The following is a 19,753-nucleotide window of genomic DNA, read 5'->3' on the forward strand; positions in this document are numbered from 1 at the left end:
TGCTTAATAAACACTTAAGAATGCAAAATGTTCTTCTGCTAATTGCTAGTTATATTTTTTATGGTTGGTGGGATTGGAGATTCCTATCATTGATTTTAATGAGTACTGTGGTTGATTATTTTGTAGGACTTCAGATTTATAAAACTGAAAACTCATCAACTAGGAAAAGATGGCTTTGGTTATCAATTGGTTTCAACTTAGGCTTGCTTGGGTTCTTTAAATATTTCAACTTTTTTATTGAATCATGGATTGACGCTTTTAATTCCATAGGTTATAATATGGATTATTATTCTCTGAATATAATTCTCCCTGTTGGTATCAGTTTTTACACTTTTCAAACAATGTCATATTCATTGGACATAAGTAAAAATAAGATAAAACCAACGAAAGACTTTATAGCTTTTGCCACATTTGTTTCCTTTTTTCCTCAATTGGTTGCTGGTCCTATTGAAAGAGCATCTAATTTATTACCGCAATTTTTTAAAAGAAGAAACTTTGATTATATCATGGCGGTAGATGGGTCCCGTCAAATCCTATGGGGTTTATTTAAAAAAATTGTTATTGCAGACAACTGTGCATCATATGTGAATGATGTTTTTCAAAATTATTCAGAATATTCTGCAGGAACACTTGTTTTAGGCGTTGCGGTGTTTGCTTTTCAAATTTATGCAGATTTTAGTGGTTACACAGACATTGCTATAGGAGTAGCAAAATTATTTGGTTTTCAGTTCAAAAGAAATTTTAATTATCCCTATTTTTCAACTAACATATCTGACTTTTGGAAACGTTGGCATATTTCGTTATCTAGTTGGTTAAATGATTATTTATTTACTCCATTAGCTATAGACTTAAGGAACTATAAAAAGTACGGTATTTTTTCAGCAGTTTTTATTACATTTTTAATTTCTGGATTATGGCATGGTGCGGGTTGGAACTATATCGTTTGGGGAGGTCTCCATGGGTTATTTTATATTCCGATTATTTTTTCTAAAAAGCGATTCAGTTCTATATCAACTAGCAATATAGTTACGAAGAATAATGTTTCATATAACCAAATTCCTAAGATGTTATTAACATTTACAATGGTGTGTTTTACATATATTTTTTTCAGATCAATTAATTTATCGGAAGCTATTAATTATAATGTAGCAATATCAGAAGGAATAATAAATAATAACATTTTCAATATTAATTTACCAGATATCAGAATAATATTATTTATACCCTGCTTGATACTTGTAGAATGGATTCAAAGAGACAAAGAGTTTGGAATGGATTTAAAAGCAATTAATTACATCGCTTTTAGGTGGTTTATCTATATACTAGTAATAGCTATAATTATAATTTTTGGTGCTAAATCTCAATCATTCATATATTTTCAATTTTAAATGAAACAGTTCATAAAAAAAATAGTAATAATTATTTTACTTGTTTTCACTCTATTTTCTTTTTTCTTAATAAGTTATGGAGGATTTATAGATAGTTTTTATGTTAAATTCACAACACCGAAGGCATCTTCAATGATTATTGGTGATTCAAGAGGATTAACCGGTATTAGACCTGACATTATTAATGAAGAACTGAAAAATGAAGGATATGAATTACCAATAACAAATTACTGTTTTACTATTGCTCAAGCTCCAATTGGTCCTCTGTATAGAGAAAGCATATTAAAAAAATTAAAAACCAATACTAAAAACGGCTTATTTATCATATCAATATCTCCCTTGATGTTGCTTTCGGAAAACGATCATAATAATTATAAAGGAGAGTTCGTTGAAGCTGGTTTATCACCTCATAATATGCAAATTGTAGATATGAATCCCAACTATGAATATTTGATTAAAAACTACAGTAGTTTTCATTTTAAAGCTTTTTTAAGAAAAAATTTAATATTGCAAAAAAATGGTTGGTTACAAGACAATAATTTACCAAGTACCGAAGCAGATTATAAAAAGAGGCGTGATTGGTGGATAAATAGTTATAATAATTTTGAAAAGAAATATTCAATTTCAAAATATCGGCTTGCAAGTTTTGATACCTTAATAAAAACACTAAAACAATATGGCGAAGTACATTTAGCAAGACTACCTGTTGATTCAATTTTTCTTCCATTGGAAGAAAGCATGTACCCTAATTTCGACAAGTTAATTGATTCCTTATCATCAAAAAATAATATCAATTATTTTAATTATAAACATGAAAGTGAAATTTACAAAACACTTGATGGCATGCACATAAGTAAAATATATAGTGATAAGTTTACTAAAAGTTTATGTGATTCTATTGTGCATAATTAATCTAACCTTATGTTAATATTCAAAAAGAAATGAATACGTTAGTACCCTTAAGCGATTATTTTGATGTATGGATAAATACATTTCTTTTTTTGGTATTGTTTACATTATTACATACCTGGGTGTTAAAAATTAATGACACAAAAAATATTGCTTTTATTAATATTGCAGGTTATATATTACTTGTATTCGTCATATTTTATATTGGGCAAAGACCAATCAGCGGCAGGTATTTTGGAGATATGAGAACCTATGTTACTTATTTTTATGATTATCAAATGGGGGCTGAAATAAAAGGGACTAAAGATATCTTTTTTCATGTTTTTATGAAAGCATCATCATATGCCTTTTCTGTTCATGGTTTTTTTACACTTTGCGCCATGATATACATTTTACCATTAGTAAGAATTTCAAAAGTTTTTTTCAAAGAGTATTGGTATTATTCTTTTTTTATGTTCTTAGTCTCCTATTCATTTTATACCTATGGAGTTAATGGCATTAGAAATGGTGCCGCTGCTTCCTTGTTTTTGTTAGGGGTTAGTTTTAAAGACAAAAAAATATTAATGGGGCTATGTTTTTTAGCAGCTCTGTCATTTCATAAAACGATGTTTTTGCCAATAACAGCTTTTCTTATAACATATGTTTATAATAGTCCAAAGTTTTATTTAAAAGGCTGGCTACTTTGTATCCCACTTTCATTGGCTTTAGGCAGTGTTTGGATTGCATTATTTGCTAATTTAGGTTTTGGAGATGATGATAGGTTAGCGGGCTATTTAACAACTCAAGCAGAAGAAGGAACTTTTTCGCAGACTGGATTTCGTTGGGATTTTTTATTCCATAGTGCTTTTGCCGTTTTTGCAGGGTGGTATTTTATTTTTAAAAAGAAATTTGTTGATAGTTTTTATAATCAACTCTTAAACACCTATCTTATTTGTAATGGGTTTTGGATATTGGTAATAAATGCTAATTTCTCTAACAGGTTTGCCTATTTATCTTGGTTTATGATGGCTATAGTAATTGTATATCCTATGTTAAAAGAGCGTCTCTTTAAAAATCATCATATAATGCTCGGAAAAATAGTGTTTGTCTATTTTTTATTCACATATTCCATGTATTATTTATATGCAGGTTAATTTTATTAAAAATGAAAACGATTACTGTATTTACCCCGTCATTCAACAGAGCATATTGCTTAGATCAATGCTATCAAAGTCTGGTTAATCAAACTAACAAGGATTTTATTTGGCTTATCATTGATGATGGTTCTACTGATAATACCAAAGAATTAGTGCAATCCTGGATTGATGAAAATAAAATTGATATTCAGTACCATTTCCAGGAAAATCAAGGTATGCATGGTGGCCATAACGCAGCCTACCGACTTATTAATACCACTTTAAATGTTTGCATTGATAGTGATGACTTTATGCCTAATGATGCTATTGAAAAAATTCTATTAAATTGGAAAAAAATAGCTAACAAGCAACATTTTGCTGGCTTAGTTGGCTTAGATGCCGACAAAGCAGGAACTATTATAGGAACTAAAATACCAAGTAAACTTAATGAAACCACCCTTTACGATTTATATAATAAGTACCATGTATTAGGTGATAAAAAATTGGTGCTACGGACTGAAGTTGTAAAACAATACCCACCCTACCCAATCTTTAAGGAAGAACGTTTTGTTCCTCTGGGCTATTTATATCAATTAATTGATCAAGACTACAAATTGTTTCCTGTAAATGAAGTTTTTTGCATTGTAGAATACATGCAAGATGGGTCTAGTATGAATATGCTAAAACAGTACAGAAGGCATCCAAGAGGCTTCGCGTTTTCAAGAAAAAGCAGAATGCAATTAGCACAAAACTTTAAAGATAAATTTAAAAACGCCATACATTATGTTTCTAGTTCTATGTTCATTAAAAATGGGAGGTTTTTAATGGAATCACCAAAAAAACTAACAACAATACTTGCAATACCTTTTGGTGTTTTATTAAACTTATATATACGTTATAAAACGAAAAATGATTTTTAATGGCTAAAATTAGAGTTTTACAAGTATTTACAATTATGAACCGTGGCGGTGCTGAGTCTATGATAATGAATTATTATCGAAAAATAGACCGAACAAAAGTGCAATTCGATTTTTTAGTGCATAGACAGGAAAGAGCTGCTTTTGATGATGAAATAGAAAGTTTAGGCGGTAAAATATATAGGTTTAACGCTATAAACCCTTTATTCCCAAAAAAATATTACAGAAATTTAAGAAGGTTCTTCAAAGAACATCCAGAATATTCTATAATACATTCGCATTTAAATACCTTTAGTTGTTTTCCCTTAAAGATTGCGAGCGAGTTTAATATACCCTGTAGAATAGCTCATGCTCACATAGCTATTGATAAAGTTAATCTTTCATCATTTTTAAACCAGAAAGAAAGCCCAAAAGAAATTTTAAAAAAACTAATTAAACTTCAATTAAAAAAACGTGTGAAAAATGATGCTACACATTTATTTTCATGTGGAAAAAAAGCTGGGAATTGGTTATTCGGAAATACCTCATTTAGAACAATGAATAATGCTATCGATACTACTAAATTTAAATATAATGAAGCAGTATCAGCAAAGTATAAAAAAGAATTCAAGCTTGAAGACGAACTTGTAATTGGTCATATTGGTAGGTTTGTTAGTCAAAAAAATCACTCGTATCTTTTGAAAGTTTTTGCTGAATTGTTAAAAATTAAACCCCATTCAAGCTTAGTATTAATTGGTGATGGTCCATTACGAAAAAATTTGGAAGAAGAAGCTTTAGCCTTAAATATTAAAAACAAAACTCATTTTTTGGGTGTTAGAACCGATATTCCTCAATTGTGTCAAATGATGGATGTATTTGTGTTTCCTTCATTTTATGAGGGTTTGCCCGTTACTTTAATTGAAGCTCAAGCTTCAAGTTTAAAAATTTTAGCATCCGATACGATTACCAATGAGGTACACTTAACGAATAATATACAGTTTTTGTCAATAAATGATTCCCCAGATTTTTGGGCAAGTAAAATTGTTGAATTAAATGTAGACAAAAAAGTTGATCAGAGTAAAGAAATTGTTGAAGCAAATTATGATATAGTTTCAAACACTAAAAATATTCAAGAATTTTATATGCAACAACCAAACTCATAAATTATGGGGAAACTTCAAGAAAAAATATATAATAATCTACCCTATCCATTTAAATATGTATTACTAAATATTAAAGGGTACCAAAATTCTAATCAACGTTATACAAAAGAGTTTGATGCTTATTTAAAAGAGTATATAAGTTTATGGAATGCTGATGAGATTGTTATAAAGACATATCAAAAAGAACGGTTGATTTTACTACTTACTGAAGTATATCAGTACTCCAAGTGGTATTCCAATAAAATGAAAGATCTCGGAATTACTTTAAAGAATATCGAAGATGCTCCTTTTAAGGTGCTTAATAAGATGCCGATTCTAAAAAAATCAGAAAGAAAAAATAATGCGGATTTGATAGCTAATACCAATCGCAAAACAGATGGGATTGGTTATACAAGCGGCACCTCGGGGTCACCAACAATCAATTATTTAGATTCTGAATCTATAAACCGCTCCTTTGCCTTATGGCGAAGATTTCATAAGGCTATAGGGCTTAACACAAAAAAAGTAAGACAAGTTAGGTTTTCTGGCAGATTAATGGTAAGACCCGATGCTAAAAAACCGCCTTTTTGGGTTTATAATTATTTTGAAAGACAATTGCTAATGTCTACGTATCATTTAAAGGAAGAAAATTTAATTCATTATATAAAAAAACTGAACACTTTTAAACCCATATTGCTAGATGGCTATCCTTCTGCTCTCTATATTATTAGCAGATTTGTAAATGAAAATAATTTAAAATTTTTATTTACGCCTAAAGCCATAGCTGTTACGGCGGAAACACTTTATGATTATCAAAGAATTGAAATTGAAAAAGCTTTTAACTGCCACGTTTATAATCAATATGCCTCCAGTGAAGGAAGTCCATTTATAACAGAGTGTGTAAATGGTTATTTGCATTTAAATTTAGATTCCGGAGTATTTGAATTTATAACTAATGAAGGAAAAAAAGCCAAACCAGGTGAAGTAGCGCAATTAGTAGTTACCAGCTTTACCAACTTAAAAACGCCATTAATTAGGTATAATATAGAAGATACTGTTTTACTTGCTGAAAACGAAAAGACTTGTGATTGTGGTTGTATGATGCCAATTATTGAAAAACTTACTGGTAGAGAGGATGACATTTTATGGACTGATGAAAAAGGCTATGTAGGAAGAATGGATACAGCTTATAAAGGATTAGAGGGTATTATAAAAAGCCAAATTATTCAGGAAAATCCTAACGAAATTATTGTAAACCTAATTGCTGATAGTAAATTTGATTCTAAAATGAAATCTAATTTTCTGCATAATTTAAAAAACAGACTAGGAGAGAATATTAATTATCAAATAAATATCGTTGAGGATATCCCTTTAGGCCCCAACGGCAAATTTGACGCAGTAAAAAGAAATTTTAAAATTGATTTATAAAAAAAGAAGGATTTAAATCCTTCTTTTTTTATAAATGTCCTTTCTTAACTTAGTTACAAGTATTCCCTGTATCATTAATTTCACTAGGATTGGTAGAACTATTGTTTATACATACATACCTATCTGCCCCAGTTGGTTCATAAATGGTATTATTTAAAAGCGATATGTTAGTATGTCCTTCATAAAGTCTTATACCATCAAAATCAGTAGGTGCAATCGTGTTTTCAGATATTGTTAAATTACTACAATTCCCAATTTGTATGCCAGCTACCTCATTTTTACTAAAAGTGATTCCATTCACATTTGAAAAGCTAACTTTTTTATCAGTTTTAAAAATATTTTCTGTAACTGTAAATGTATAATTAGCATGTTCAGGTTTGTTATTACTATGCGTAAACGACATTCCTAAACTTCCAGCAGAAATTTCATTGCCTTTAATTTCTACATTATCAAGCCATGTGTTACCAACACTAATTCCAGAATAAGAAGCAGTAATATCATTGTTATAAACTCTCGAATTTATAGTTTTTGTTAACAAAACACCAGTAGCCACTCCTGTTATCAAATTATCGTGTACATCTATATCATTTGAATTCAAAATAATCCCAGTAGTATAACCATCAATTATATTACCTCCTATTTCATTATTATAAACTGTTTCTCCACTACCAGTAGCAAATATAGCATAACTGGAATCTGATGATCCTTTTGAAAATCTGTTATTAATAATTTTTGTACCATTTGTATAAGTGTATGACACTTGAGTTTCGAAATCATTATCTTCAATTGTCACATTCTGTCCAATATGTACAGAAATGGACCCTCCTCTACTTCCTGTTTCGGTGTTTCCTCTAATAATGACGTCTGTTACTTTTTCTCTTTCAACTAATACGCCGTTGGCATCACGAACCCTACCTGCTTCAATGTTCATAGCATAACCAACTTCGCCTCCGTCTGCATTCGCATCTGGTTGTGCAGTATCAGTAAAAGTGTTACCTTCAAAAAGCAAATTTCTACCATCCGTTAAAGCAACAGACATTCTTCTGATATTAGTAAACTCGCAATTTAATACCTTTATGTTATTAGTTGGTTTATAGATAGGCTGGTAAGTAAATCCTATAGAACTAATACTTAATCCACCTTTTGAACCATTCACAAACTTAATACCATCCAAAGTAACATTAACCCCTGATTGAATATAGAATAAATGACTCCCTTCCAATCCATCATCATTTGGGGAAAAATATCGAGTTTGTCTATCGCCGTGCAGAGTACCTCCTGTGACAGTAATATTAGAAGCATCATTTATAGACAAGATTGCACCATTATCCAATTGCTCTGTTTGACTAGTTGCAGGTTGTATACGTAAATGCGTATTATCCGTCATTACTAAATTAAAATCTGATGGTATGTTGACAGCTTCTCTATGAGGATAAAAATTTGTTTCTGGTGGAGTTGGTCTAGAACCCTCAAAATAGGCATCTATTTTATCAATTTTGAAAGTGGTAACTCCTAGCTCTTTAACCAGTGCCATTGTAGACTCTAATATTTTATTATTGCTCCAAGCAATATCTGATGTGGTTACTCCTTGAACAATTCCCCATCTTTCAGGTATAAAGTTAAACGCCGTATCCTTCACTTGAGGACTTGACCCTCCTATTGTTAATGTAGAATTCAATAAATTTCCATCAATCACTCCATTGTCAGAAAAATTTATGGTTCCATTAATAATATCACCACCTTCATACTCTATAGTAACACTACTTGGAAGCGTTATTGTTTGTCCTTCTAAGTCTAAAACACAATTAATAACTATAGTAGAATTTGCTTGAACATTGTTTAAGTTAAAATCACAAGGTAAAGTAGGATCTGTTTGATTATCTCCTCCCGTATCGGGTTCTCCATCTCCATCATTGGTTTCGTCATTGTCCTCATCCGTATCATCTATAACTTCTTCTTCAGCTATAGGTTCAACAAATAATTCTTCTTGGTTGCATGATAAAAAAGATATCATGAACATAAATAATAGCATCGTCGTTTTAAAATTCATTTTCATCGTTCTCATAATTTGGGGCTTAATAAAATTTTTTCAATAGTAAATATATTTTTTAAATTATCGATTAAGTGGTTTAATTTTTCGATTAAACGCATTTACAAATCGATTAAATACCTATTTCAACGATTAAATGTTAATAAAAAATCGTTAAAGGTTTATATACGTGTAATTATATATTTTGGATTATCACTTCTAAAATTTAATAGCGAGCAAAAATAAAATCTTAGTATTTAATATGACAGAATTGTTAATAAGTATTAATAACTTAATTTGAATAAAGTGTTAGCATCCAGATGATTATAGTGACCATATTAACTAATTAATACCTTATTCCTATAAAAGAATATTAATAAAAAAGTAATAAATAAACATATTAAGTGAATCAACTAATATTTTCTCACTTGAACTTATTTATAAAAATAGTATTGATATTTTGATTTATGTTTGCTATTAATCAAACTCAAATCTTAAGAAATGCTATTTAATTCGTTTGAATTTTTATTATTTTTCCCAATAGTAATTTTTGGATTTTATCTACTTCCGCATAAATATAGATGGTTGTGGTTATTACTTGGTAGCTATTATTTTTACTTAGCGCATGAGTTAGAACTTGTAATTCTACTATTTATTTCTACATGTGTAGATTATTTCTGTGGTCTTAAAATACCTAGTGCCAGTAAAGCCCATAAAAAACTGTATTTACTTATAAGCATTTTTGTTAACCTCGGTATTTTATTTGCATTTAAATACTTGTCCTTTTTTACAACTTCGCTCCAAGGGGTATTTGCTTTTTTTGGGGTAGATATACCTAAATCAGAGAATTTAGGATCTTATAGTTTTGATCAAATATTGATTCCAGTGGGTATAAGTTTTTATACGTTTCAAACCTTAAGTTATACTATTGATATATATAGAGGAAAAATTAAACCAGAAAAGCATTTTGGCGTTTTTGCACTTTATGTATCGTTTTTTCCGCAACTTGTAGCAGGTCCAATAGAGCGCGCTTCAAGGCTCATTCCGCAACTAAAGAAAAAAGTTAATATTAATATTTCTAATATTAAGAAAGGGTTAATAATGATGGCATGGGGTTTTTTCTTAAAAGTTGTTATTGCCGATAGAATAGGTATTTATGTTGACGCTGCTTTTATTGATCCCGAACGTAATCATGGGTTGCCACTTTATATTGCAGCACTCTTTTTTGCGGGTCAAATTTATTATGATTTTTCAGCTTACACATCAATTGCTATAGGTGCAGCTAAAATCATGGGAGTTGATTTAATACAAAATTTTGATAGACCCTTTTTTGCTACAACGGTTGCAAGCTTCTGGAAACGCTGGCATATATCACTTATGGATTGGTTAAAAGACTATTTGTTTATTCCACTTGGAGGGTCAAAAGGGTCTAAACTAAAAACGGTAAGAAATGTTTTTATACTTTTTGTTGCTGTTGGTTTATGGCATGGTGCCAATTGGACATTTATAATTTGGGGAGCACTCAATGCTGTAATATTAATACTTGAATTTGTAACAACACCATTGAGAAGGCGAGTTTTTAAATCTTTAAGATTAAACCAACAAACAATAAACTTACTTGCCAGAATATTTGGGGTTAATTTTTTACTAATAACACTTATATTCTTTAGGTCGGCTTCTACTGCTGATGCCTTTTCATACATAAAGCAAATGTTTAATATAACTGGGTTGCATGTAAATATTTTAAACAATTATTTTGAGTTAGCTTTATGCCTTATTTTAATTATTACTGTACAAACGATACATTATTTTAAAGGAAATGATAAAATCTATGAATTAGTAACTAATCGCCCTAAATATATAAGGTATAGTATGTATACTGCTTATATTTTTATAATAGTTTTATTTGCTATTAACAGACAAAACACATTTATATATTTTCAATTTTAAGATGGATTTAAAAAAATTCTTGTTAAAGCTTACATTACTCGCAGTAGCATTTTGTGGGGTTTATTATTTTTTTGTTGATAAACTATCAAAAGGGTATGTTGATCCTTACTATTATAAGTTTACTCAAGAAGCTGGAGGTTTAATATTAGGTTTATCAAGAGCTAATGAAGGGATTTCACCTTATATAGTTGAAAGCAAGCTTGATAGTTTTATTAGGCAAAATAGGCCTATTGTGAATTTAGGTATTAACGAAGCTCATTTTGGTGATGTTTATTTAGAAACGATTAAGAAGAAAATAAAAAAATCTGATAACGGGTTGTTTATTATTTCTGTAAGTCCAGCAAACTTTACAGCGCCAAAAAGATTAGATGAAAATCAAATATTTGATTTTGATAAAAAACTTAAAATGGGTAAAATAACAAACTTTACCTCCTATCCTAACCACAATTATATTATAAATACTTATGGGTTACCCTTATATAGTTCCTTTCATAATTTAGATCAATGGAATCATCGAGTATCACACAAAAATGGTTGGAATGAAATAATACTAAAAACTAAAAGCGACACTATTACTGATAATCTTATAAATTATTGGAAAACAGAAAGCATCAAATTTTATACAAAAAAAGCAGAGTCCGAACATATTGCTCCATATAGATATGATTGTTTTATAAAAACCCTTAAATATTTAACCACTAAAGGTCATGTATTTTTAACCCGTGTACCATCAGACTTGGATGTTGTTGAGATTGAAAATAGCCATTGGCAAACTTTTGATAAAGACATGGATAGCATTGCAAAAGTTTTCAACATTCCATACCTTAATTACTCAAAGCAATCTAACGAATATAAAACTTATGATGGCTCACACTTAGAATCAGAAAGTGCAAAAAAATTCACGAGGGTTTTATGTGACGATATTAAGAATATTTTAATTCAAAACAAGAATAGTTATTTGTAAACTACCAATATGCCCTATCTACAGGATCCTTTTAAAACTATTTGGCTAAATCATTTTAATGATGGAGAAGAACCTGTTTTATTTAGTTTTGTGGAAAAGCTAGCATTTGTAAAGCATAAAAAGCTACCAGTTTATTTTAATATAGGTAAGACCAACACTAAAGGGATAGACTATAAATTATCATCCAAGATTCTAGACGACTATAAAAACAAAATATTTATAATTTATGATGTACAAAAAGCCGAAGTTGAAAGTTTACATGATAATAACAAATTAAGTTACTATAAAATTCAACAATACCCTGGATACATATGTGGTTTGAGTAACCACAAAAATTTAAACGATTACATGCTTAAAGAATTAAGCAGAAAAAGCAGGTATAAGTTTAATAGTTACAAAAGGAAACTAGAATCTTCATACAACATAAGTTATAAAATGTATATTGATGACATAACTCCTGAATTGTACGACGTTCTTTTTATTAAATTTAAAACCCTATTAAAGAAAAGATTCTTTGACAAAAAAACGATTAATAATAATTTAAATCCGGATGAATGGTCTTTTTATAAAGAGGTATCTTTTTCGATGATGAAAAATAGACAAGCAGGCATTTTTGTAGTTTATAATGGCGAAATACCAATAGCCATTACATTGCTAAATTTTTGTAATAATACCATGTTCGATGTCATTAGAACATTTGATATAGCATTTGCAAAGTATAGATTAGGAACTGTTAGTATTATGGCGCAAATTGAATGGTGTATTAACAATAATATTAAGTTTTTAGATTTTTCAAAAGGTTATTTTGAATATAAAGAACGATGGGCTAATAAACCGTATTGGTTTGAGTATCATATTTATTATGATAGAAATTCATTTACTTCTAAAGCTTTAGCAAGGTTTTTTAAAATATTTTTCGAGTTTAAATTATTTTTAAGAAAAAAACACTTAACAAACCTAATTCACGAAATAAAATTTATTCTCAATAAGAAAAAATATGCTGGATAATTAGCAAGAAACTTTTTCTCTTAAACGAAACAACTTAGTTAAGGTATGATGCATAAGCTTATTTCATTTAAAAGTAGTCATTTAATTTTTGAATTATTTATTGAAGATAGGTTAAATGAATTTTATGCTTCGAAAGTTATAAATATTCAATCTAATACTAGTTTTAATCTTAGCCACGTTATTTCCAATCACTTTAAAAGGATATTAATTATAAAAGATGTTCCTAGTTATTTAAATTTTAAGCTTCAACAACCTGAAGGGTTGCATTATAAAACAATAAAGCAGTATAATGGATATCTTCTTAATCTAAAGGATTATCAAAATTCGAATGCCTTTATTCTGGACAATTTAAACAAACGAAATAGAAAAAACTTAAACTCAAAAAAGGAAAGGTTGTTTAAAAATCATAATATTACGTCTCAGTTTTATTATGGAGCTATAGATAGAGATGATTATAATAGCATTTTTAAAATCTTTTATAGCCTATTAAAAAAGCGATTTATAGAAAAAAAAATGCTCAATAGGTATTTAACAAACTGGGATGATTTACAAAAATCAACATATCACAAAATTTTAAGCAAGAAGGCATCATTACATGTTATTTACGACGAGTTAAACCCTATACTAATTACACTAAATTTTCATAAAGGTGATGTGGTATTTAGTCATATACAAACCTACGATGTAAACTACTCAAAATATAATTTAGGCGACATTAGTATGATTAATCATATTGATTGGCTGATAAATAATAACTTTACTTTATTTGACCTTTCAATGGGAAAAACTTATTATAAAGAAAAATGGAGTAATTACAAGTATATTTTTTATTACCATATTTTTTATAAAAGAAAATCTTTATTATCAAAAATACTTGTAAATATTATCGCCTTAGAATTAAAGTTTATACAATTTTTAAGAGACAAAAACATTGTTGGAAACTTCATTAATTTTGATAAACTTCTGTATAAATTTAAAAGGAAATCAGCTAAATAATAGTTACATGTTAGACAAAATAAAACCAGTAACATTAGATGTTTTAAGTACTTTTCTTGAAAGAAAGGAAGCTTTACCAATTTACAACAAAATTGTAAACACTATTTCTGGAACCACTATTTATGAAAGCACTAAATTAGAATTAGATGGTAAAAGTAATTTATACTGCATTTATGATTTCCCTGGATATTTAAAAGGTATTACCAATAGCAAAAAGTGGAAATTAAAAGTAATAAATGTTTATAAAGGCTCTTTAATTTTATTAAAAAACTATAAAAATACTGATGACTATTTAAAACACAAATTTAGCAGCGATAGAAGATCTAAATTTAGAACCTACCAAAAAAGATTAGAAACGTGTTTTAATATTGAATATAAAAGCTACTATGGAAAAATTGATAAAGATGAATATGAATTACTTTTTGAATCTTTCCACGAAATGATAAAAAAGCGTTTTCAAGAAAAAAAAATAAAAAATTACGATTTAACTAGGTGGCAAGTGTATTACGATATTGCCTACCCGCTTATTAAAAATAAAGACGCTGTATTGTTTGTTATATTTAACAACAAAAAACCTATAAGCATTTGTTTAAACTTTGTAAGAAACCAAACTATTTATGGTTATCTAAGAACTTATGATGTAGACTACTCTAAATTCTATTTAGGGTTTACAGATTTTATAAAACAACTAGACTGGTGTTTTGAGAATAACATAGAAATTTTCGATTTACTAAAAGGTAGTTACCCTTATAAATTACGTTTAATTGATTCTCAATATAATTTTCAACAGCACATCCTTTACAATTCAACATCTGTTTTGTCAACTATTTCTGCTAGTTTTATTACTACCAAAACCAAAGCTTTTTATGGCTTAGTAAGGGTTTTGAAAAAAGTAAAAATTAATAAGCTTTACTATAAGTATATTAATTACAAATACCGGAATAAAGAGTTAAATAACAATAATGAAGATCATCTTAAAGAGGTTACAATTACAAACAATGTTCAAATCAACTTGAGTGATGAATTAGAATATATAGATATAAACGAAGCATCAAAAAATTTTCCTAAAAGACTAATATTTAATTTTTTATATAGTAGTAAAGAGCACTTTCAAAACATTAAGTTATTTAAATATAAAAATGATGCAAACTCGTATTTAATAGTAGGCAAGAAAAAAAATCAAAAAGTAACACTTTTATAGGGAACCATGCTAAAAAGTATAATGCCAGAAAATATAAATTTTTTAAGCGCATTTCTTGAAAAAAGAAAAGCATTACCTATTTATACCTCTTTGGTAAATACATTTTCAAAAAATATCATTCACAACTCAAACAATTATTCTAAAAAGCAACTATACTATATAACAGATTTCCCCAGTTACTTAAAAGCTGAAGCCATAAGTGAAAACTGGAAAACTAACGTAATAAATAGCTATAAAGGCTCGGTTATTCTTTTGGATAATTATACCAATACAAATGATTATTTAAAGAAAAAATTTAAGACACCAAAAAGATTTAGAATATATAAAAGCAAATTAGAAACAAGTTTTAATATTGAATATAAAAGCTATTTTGGTAATATATCGAAAGATAATTACGATTATCTCTTTAGTGAATTTTATAAAATGCTAAAAAATAGATTTTTAGAAAAAGAAGAGAGAAATGATGATTTAACCCGTTGGAAAGACTATTATGAAATGGCATACCCATTAATTAATAATAAAGAAGCCGTTTTATTTGTAATTTACAATGATAAAACCCCTATTAGCTGCTACTTAAATCTTTTAAACCAAAACACTATTTACGGCTATATTAAATCTTATGATATAGATTATTCTAAGTTTTCAATTGGGTTTATAAGCTTTTTACAACAACTACAGTGGTGTTTTGAAAACAATATTAAAGTTTATGATTTACTTAAAGGCAATTACCCTTATAAGAACAAGCTAATTGATGAAGAATTTTACTATCAGAAACACATAATTTATAATTCAAAATCTTTGCTATCTACTTATACAGCAAATGTTTTAGCTTTAAAATTGCAAACTTATTATGGTATAATTAAAATTTTAAAAAACCTCAATATAGATATACTTTATCGCAAGTTTTCAAACTTTATTTATCGAAGAAAAATTGATAAAACAATGACAAATATATTGGTTGAAAATGTTTTCGATATATCAACCAAAGACTTAATTAAAATAGACTTAAATAATAACGATTATAGCTTTTTAAAACGAGTGGTTTACAAGTTTTTATACCATTATGATGAATCATTAAAAAGCATAGAGGTTTTCAATTTGAAAAACGATTTAAGTACATTTTATGTAAAAGGAACGAAGCAAATACAACAAATAAAAGTTCGCTAATTTGAGAAAAAGATTGAATATATCATTTTTAAAAGCTTTTCTTTTTGAAAATAGCCTACCTCCTATTTACACTAAAATTTTGGATACAAATGGCTATGATTTTAATATTAAAAAAAACGAAAAAAACACCTCAAATAAGCACATTGTTATTGTTAAAGATATTCCTGATTATTTCACAATAGAAACCGCTAAAAAACCAAAAACAGTACTAAAAAGAATAAAAACTTTAAAAGGACATTTGGTAGAACTCGATAAATTCAAAAATATTGAAGACTATTTAAATAATAAGTTTAGTTCTAAAAGCAGGTCGAATTTAAGACGCTATGTAAAAAGACTCGAAACTTGCTTTAATATTAAATGTATAACATACTACGGTGATATAAGCAGAGAAGAATACAACAGGCTATTTGTAAGTTTAAAAGAGCTATTAATAAAGCGCTTTAAACAAAAACAAGAAACTAATTACGAACTACAGCATTTAGACGAATATCAACAAATTGTATATGACATGTTATTACGTAAGGAAGCTAGCCTATTTGTTATATATGACAATAACAATCCCATTAGCATAAGAATTAACATGTTTAAAGGATATTTAGCATATTACATTTTAAGTGGGTATGATACTGATTATTCTAAATTTCATTTAGGCTCCATTGATATGTTAAAAAACATTGAGTGGTGTATAAATAAACGCTTTAAAGTTTATGATCTTTTAAAAGGTTACGACTATTATAAATCAAATTGGGCTACAAAAACGCATTATTATTACAATCATATTATTTATAGTATTAATTCAATTAAAGGATATTATACCTCTATAATACAGAAGGTTAAATATTATGCTTATAATGTATTAAAGCACTATAATTTAATTCAAAAATATAAGCGTGTAAAAAAAATATTCTATGGCTTTAAACACAAAAGTGAAATAAAAAGCACCCTATATACTTTTAAAGAAATTAACATAGATGATTTAGACAAAAAGAATAAAATTGATATTGATAAAAACGATTCTTTTTTGTTCTTAAGAAGGCCTGTTTACGATTTTTTATTTTTAAATAGCGAAAACAAAAGTAATATTACAGTTAGTGAATTAATTAATTCACAGAATACGTTTATAATTCAATCAAGAAGTAAATGTTTTTTATTAAAAATCGGCTCATCCAAAAAATAAATGAGTTATAAAAATAAACATATTAGAGCTAGTTTTTTTTTAGATCTTTTTTTTAAAAAGAAAGACTTCCCTCGTTGTTATACTAAAATCACAAATACTTTCACGAATAGTTTAATTTATAAAAATAACACAAGCATCATTTTAAATTCTAATTATTCTATTTTTAACGTTTATGATATACCAAACTATTTAACACCAGAGTTTTGTAGCCCTGATTCTTTTAAACTTTTAACGGCACCACTCTACCCAGGCTATTTAATAGATTTAACTTGTTTCAAAGATTTAGAAGACTACCTTACTAATCATTTAGGAAGCCCCAGAAAATCTCAATTAAAAAGGTATAGAAAACGGCTAGATTTATGCATCGCTCCAAATTATAAAATTTACTTTGGAGCCATTAATAAAGAAGAATACAATACTATTTTTGAAGCATTATTATCTATTACAGAGCGTAGGTTTAAACAAAAAGAAGAGGTGAATTTTGAAATACCATTTTTAAAAATTTATCATGATATAATGTACCCTTTAATTTTAGAAAAAAAGGCTAGTATATTTGTTATATATCATAAAAGCAAACCAATAAACATAACGCTTAATTTTATTGATAACGAAACAATTTTTCATTGGAATAGCTGCTACGATATTGATTATCAAATGTTTAATTTAGGACATATTAACATGGTAAACCATTTAGATTGGGCATTTAACAATGGTTTTAAATTGTTCGATATGAGTCGTGGTGATTTTCTACATAAAAGAAAATATATTAATAAAAAGTATATGTATATAGAGCATTTGATTTACAATTCTAAATCAGCCATTACTACTTTTAAAGCTTATTTTGAAATACTTAAGCTAAAAACTAGATTTACATTAATAAACCTACTTAAAAGTGTCAACTTTCATAAAGTATATAGAAAATATGCAAAGTTGAAATACAGACTTACGTATAATACTGATTTAAAAAATATAACTTCTATTTACAATGTTTCCCAAATTCCAACAACTGAAGAATTACAGCTAATTGACGTTAATAAAAATGCTTTTTTAATACAGCCACTAAATTATTTCATACATAAAAATCAAGAGTTTGTAGATAATGTTAAAGTGTATTCTTGCTTAAAAGAAAATAACACTTACTATTTTAAAGGTCTAAAAAGCCAACAAAAACTAACAATTACCAAGTAGTTTATATTATTTATTAAATGAGCAAAAGAAAAAAAATAACTGTATTTCCTGTATTATTCAGAGATGATATGATACAACAGTTATATGAAAATATTGAGTACTTTGACTTAAAAATTTTATTAAAAGAAAGTTCAAAAATCAAACCTTATAAGCATTATTCATTTCGTTTGATTCCAGAATATTTTAAATTACATTTAAGAAACCCGTCACTAAAAACTAAAGTCATTGCACAGCATAACTGGGGTTATTCTATTTTACTAAATAACGCTAACTCCATGGACGGTTTTATGCAAAAGCAATTCAATTCAAAAAAAAGAAATATTTTCACAAGGTATGTTAAACGATTAGAAAGTTGCTTCAATGTAAAATACAGAATGTTTTATGGCAAGATTTCTGAATCAGATTATGGCTTCATTATGCAGGCTTTATATAACATGATTCTTGCTAGATTTAAAGAACGAAACGAACTTCATAAAAATTTACATGAATGGAACGAGCTACATGCAAATACTTATCAAGAAATAGTAAACAAAAAGGCTTCATTATTTGTAATTTATGATGAAGATAGACCCATAGAAATATCGTTAAATTATCATTTTGACAAAATATTATTTAGCTACATATCTTCTTACGATATAAGTTACTCTAAATTTGGTTTAGGTCATGTAGAAATTTACAAACAAATTGAATGGTGTATAAATAATAATTACATACTTTTTGAAATGGGTGTTGGCGGAATGGATTATAAACGTCGCTGGAGTAATAATATTTATCAATTCAAACATTATATAGTCTATAACAAACCCACAATAAAAGTTAAACTGCTTATTTTAAAATTTCAATTAAAAGAATATTTAAAATCTAAAAAACTTAATGAAGTTTCACTCAGACTTGTTGGCAAAACAAAAAAACAAGTAGAAACCACAAATAATGCAGAATGTAAAGAAATAACCAAAAAGGAGAATACAATCAAAACAGATTTTTCCGAAATTGAGTTTACTAATAAAACCTATAACTTTTTAAACAAGTATGTACACGATTTTTTATATACAACTGAAAATCACAAAAGCGATTTGAAAGTTTTTAAAAAATCAAACCAAAATACCTTCATGTTAGAAGGGAAAGGTCATTACCAAATAATATCATTTAGTTAAATTTTAGTCAATTTCTAATAAACAAACTGTTTATCCATAAA

General features: G+C 27.8%; 16 protein-coding genes. 15 read left to right on the plus strand and 1 reads right to left on the minus strand.

Annotated features, from left to right (window positions below):
- Window positions 1-20: 20 nt before the first annotated feature.
- The 6 genes from L3X39_RS09040 to L3X39_RS09065 are packed head-to-tail and all read left to right on the plus strand — an operon-like array spanning window position 21 to window position 6,878.
- A complete protein-coding gene (locus L3X39_RS09040; RefSeq protein ID WP_369411633.1) occupies window positions 21-1,388 on the plus strand; it encodes an MBOAT family O-acyltransferase in 1,368 nt (455 codons plus the stop codon).
- On the plus strand, window positions 1,389-2,300 hold the full coding sequence (locus L3X39_RS09045) for a hypothetical protein (protein ID WP_237231462.1): 912 nt from the start codon (window positions 1,389-1,391) through the stop codon (window positions 2,298-2,300).
- Between the two features lie 29 nt (window positions 2,301-2,329).
- The gene (locus L3X39_RS09050; RefSeq protein WP_237231463.1) at window positions 2,330-3,430 is read left to right on the plus strand and encodes an EpsG family protein; all 1,101 of its coding nucleotides are present in this window, start codon (window positions 2,330-2,332) and stop codon (window positions 3,428-3,430) included.
- A gap of 11 nt (window positions 3,431-3,441) precedes the next feature.
- On the plus strand, window positions 3,442-4,332 hold the full coding sequence (locus L3X39_RS09055) for a glycosyltransferase family 2 protein (RefSeq protein WP_237231464.1): 891 nt from the start codon (window positions 3,442-3,444) through the stop codon (window positions 4,330-4,332).
- The gene (locus L3X39_RS09060; protein WP_237231465.1) at window positions 4,332-5,471 is read left to right on the plus strand and encodes a glycosyltransferase family 1 protein; all 1,140 of its coding nucleotides are present in this window, start codon (window positions 4,332-4,334) and stop codon (window positions 5,469-5,471) included. The genes L3X39_RS09055 and L3X39_RS09060 overlap by 1 nt, the downstream gene beginning before the upstream one ends.
- A 3-nt stretch (window positions 5,472-5,474) precedes the next feature.
- Window positions 5,475-6,878: a phenylacetate--CoA ligase family protein gene (locus L3X39_RS09065; protein WP_237231466.1), complete on the plus strand. Its 1,404-nt coding sequence runs from the start codon at window positions 5,475-5,477 to the stop codon at window positions 6,876-6,878.
- Between the two features lie 49 nt (window positions 6,879-6,927).
- On the opposite strand, the gene L3X39_RS09070 is transcribed toward L3X39_RS09065, so the two are convergent.
- On the minus strand, window positions 6,928-8,934 hold the full coding sequence (locus L3X39_RS09070; RefSeq protein WP_237231467.1) for a right-handed parallel beta-helix repeat-containing protein: 2,007 nt from the start codon (window positions 8,932-8,934) through the stop codon (window positions 6,928-6,930).
- A gap of 474 nt (window positions 8,935-9,408) precedes the next feature.
- Between L3X39_RS09070 and L3X39_RS09075 the strand changes: the two genes are divergently transcribed.
- The 9 genes from L3X39_RS09075 to L3X39_RS09115 are packed head-to-tail and all read left to right on the plus strand — an operon-like array spanning window position 9,409 to window position 19,712.
- Window positions 9,409-10,857 (plus strand): MBOAT family O-acyltransferase, encoded by a 1,449-nt coding sequence (locus L3X39_RS09075; protein ID WP_237231468.1) that lies wholly within the window; start codon window positions 9,409-9,411, stop codon window positions 10,855-10,857.
- Between the two features lies 1 nt (window position 10,858).
- Window positions 10,859-11,821, plus strand: a complete 963-nt coding sequence (locus L3X39_RS09080) for a hypothetical protein (protein ID WP_237231469.1) — start codon at window positions 10,859-10,861, stop codon at window positions 11,819-11,821.
- A 9-nt stretch (window positions 11,822-11,830) separates the two neighbouring features.
- Window positions 11,831-12,829 carry a GNAT family N-acetyltransferase gene (locus L3X39_RS09085; protein WP_237231470.1) on the plus strand — a complete coding sequence of 333 codons (999 nt, stop codon included), beginning with the start codon at window positions 11,831-11,833 and terminating at the stop codon, window positions 12,827-12,829.
- Between the two features lie 45 nt (window positions 12,830-12,874).
- Entirely contained in the window at window positions 12,875-13,825 is a 951-nt protein-coding gene (locus L3X39_RS09090) for a GNAT family N-acetyltransferase (RefSeq protein ID WP_237231471.1), read from the plus strand.
- Between the two features lie 7 nt (window positions 13,826-13,832).
- Entirely contained in the window at window positions 13,833-15,026 is a 1,194-nt protein-coding gene (locus tag L3X39_RS09095; RefSeq protein ID WP_237231472.1) for a GNAT family N-acetyltransferase, read from the plus strand.
- Between the two features lie 21 nt (window positions 15,027-15,047).
- The gene (locus L3X39_RS09100; protein WP_237231473.1) at window positions 15,048-16,193 is read left to right on the plus strand and encodes a GNAT family N-acetyltransferase; all 1,146 of its coding nucleotides are present in this window, start codon (window positions 15,048-15,050) and stop codon (window positions 16,191-16,193) included.
- 1 nt (window position 16,194) lies between these two features.
- A complete protein-coding gene (locus L3X39_RS09105) occupies window positions 16,195-17,370 on the plus strand; it encodes a GNAT family N-acetyltransferase (protein ID WP_237231474.1) in 1,176 nt (391 codons plus the stop codon).
- Window positions 17,371-18,558, plus strand: coding sequence for a GNAT family N-acetyltransferase (locus L3X39_RS09110; RefSeq protein WP_237231475.1), 1,188 nt, complete (start codon window positions 17,371-17,373; stop codon window positions 18,556-18,558). It abuts the gene before it with no gap.
- Window positions 18,559-18,575: 17 nt separating this feature from the next.
- The gene (locus L3X39_RS09115; RefSeq protein ID WP_237231476.1) at window positions 18,576-19,712 is read left to right on the plus strand and encodes a GNAT family N-acetyltransferase; all 1,137 of its coding nucleotides are present in this window, start codon (window positions 18,576-18,578) and stop codon (window positions 19,710-19,712) included.
- Window positions 19,713-19,753 lie beyond the last annotated feature (41 nt).

It is taken from the genome of Flaviramulus multivorans (assembly GCF_021728415.1).
GTDB classification, from domain to species: domain Bacteria; phylum Bacteroidota; class Bacteroidia; order Flavobacteriales; family Flavobacteriaceae; genus Sabulilitoribacter; species Sabulilitoribacter multivorans.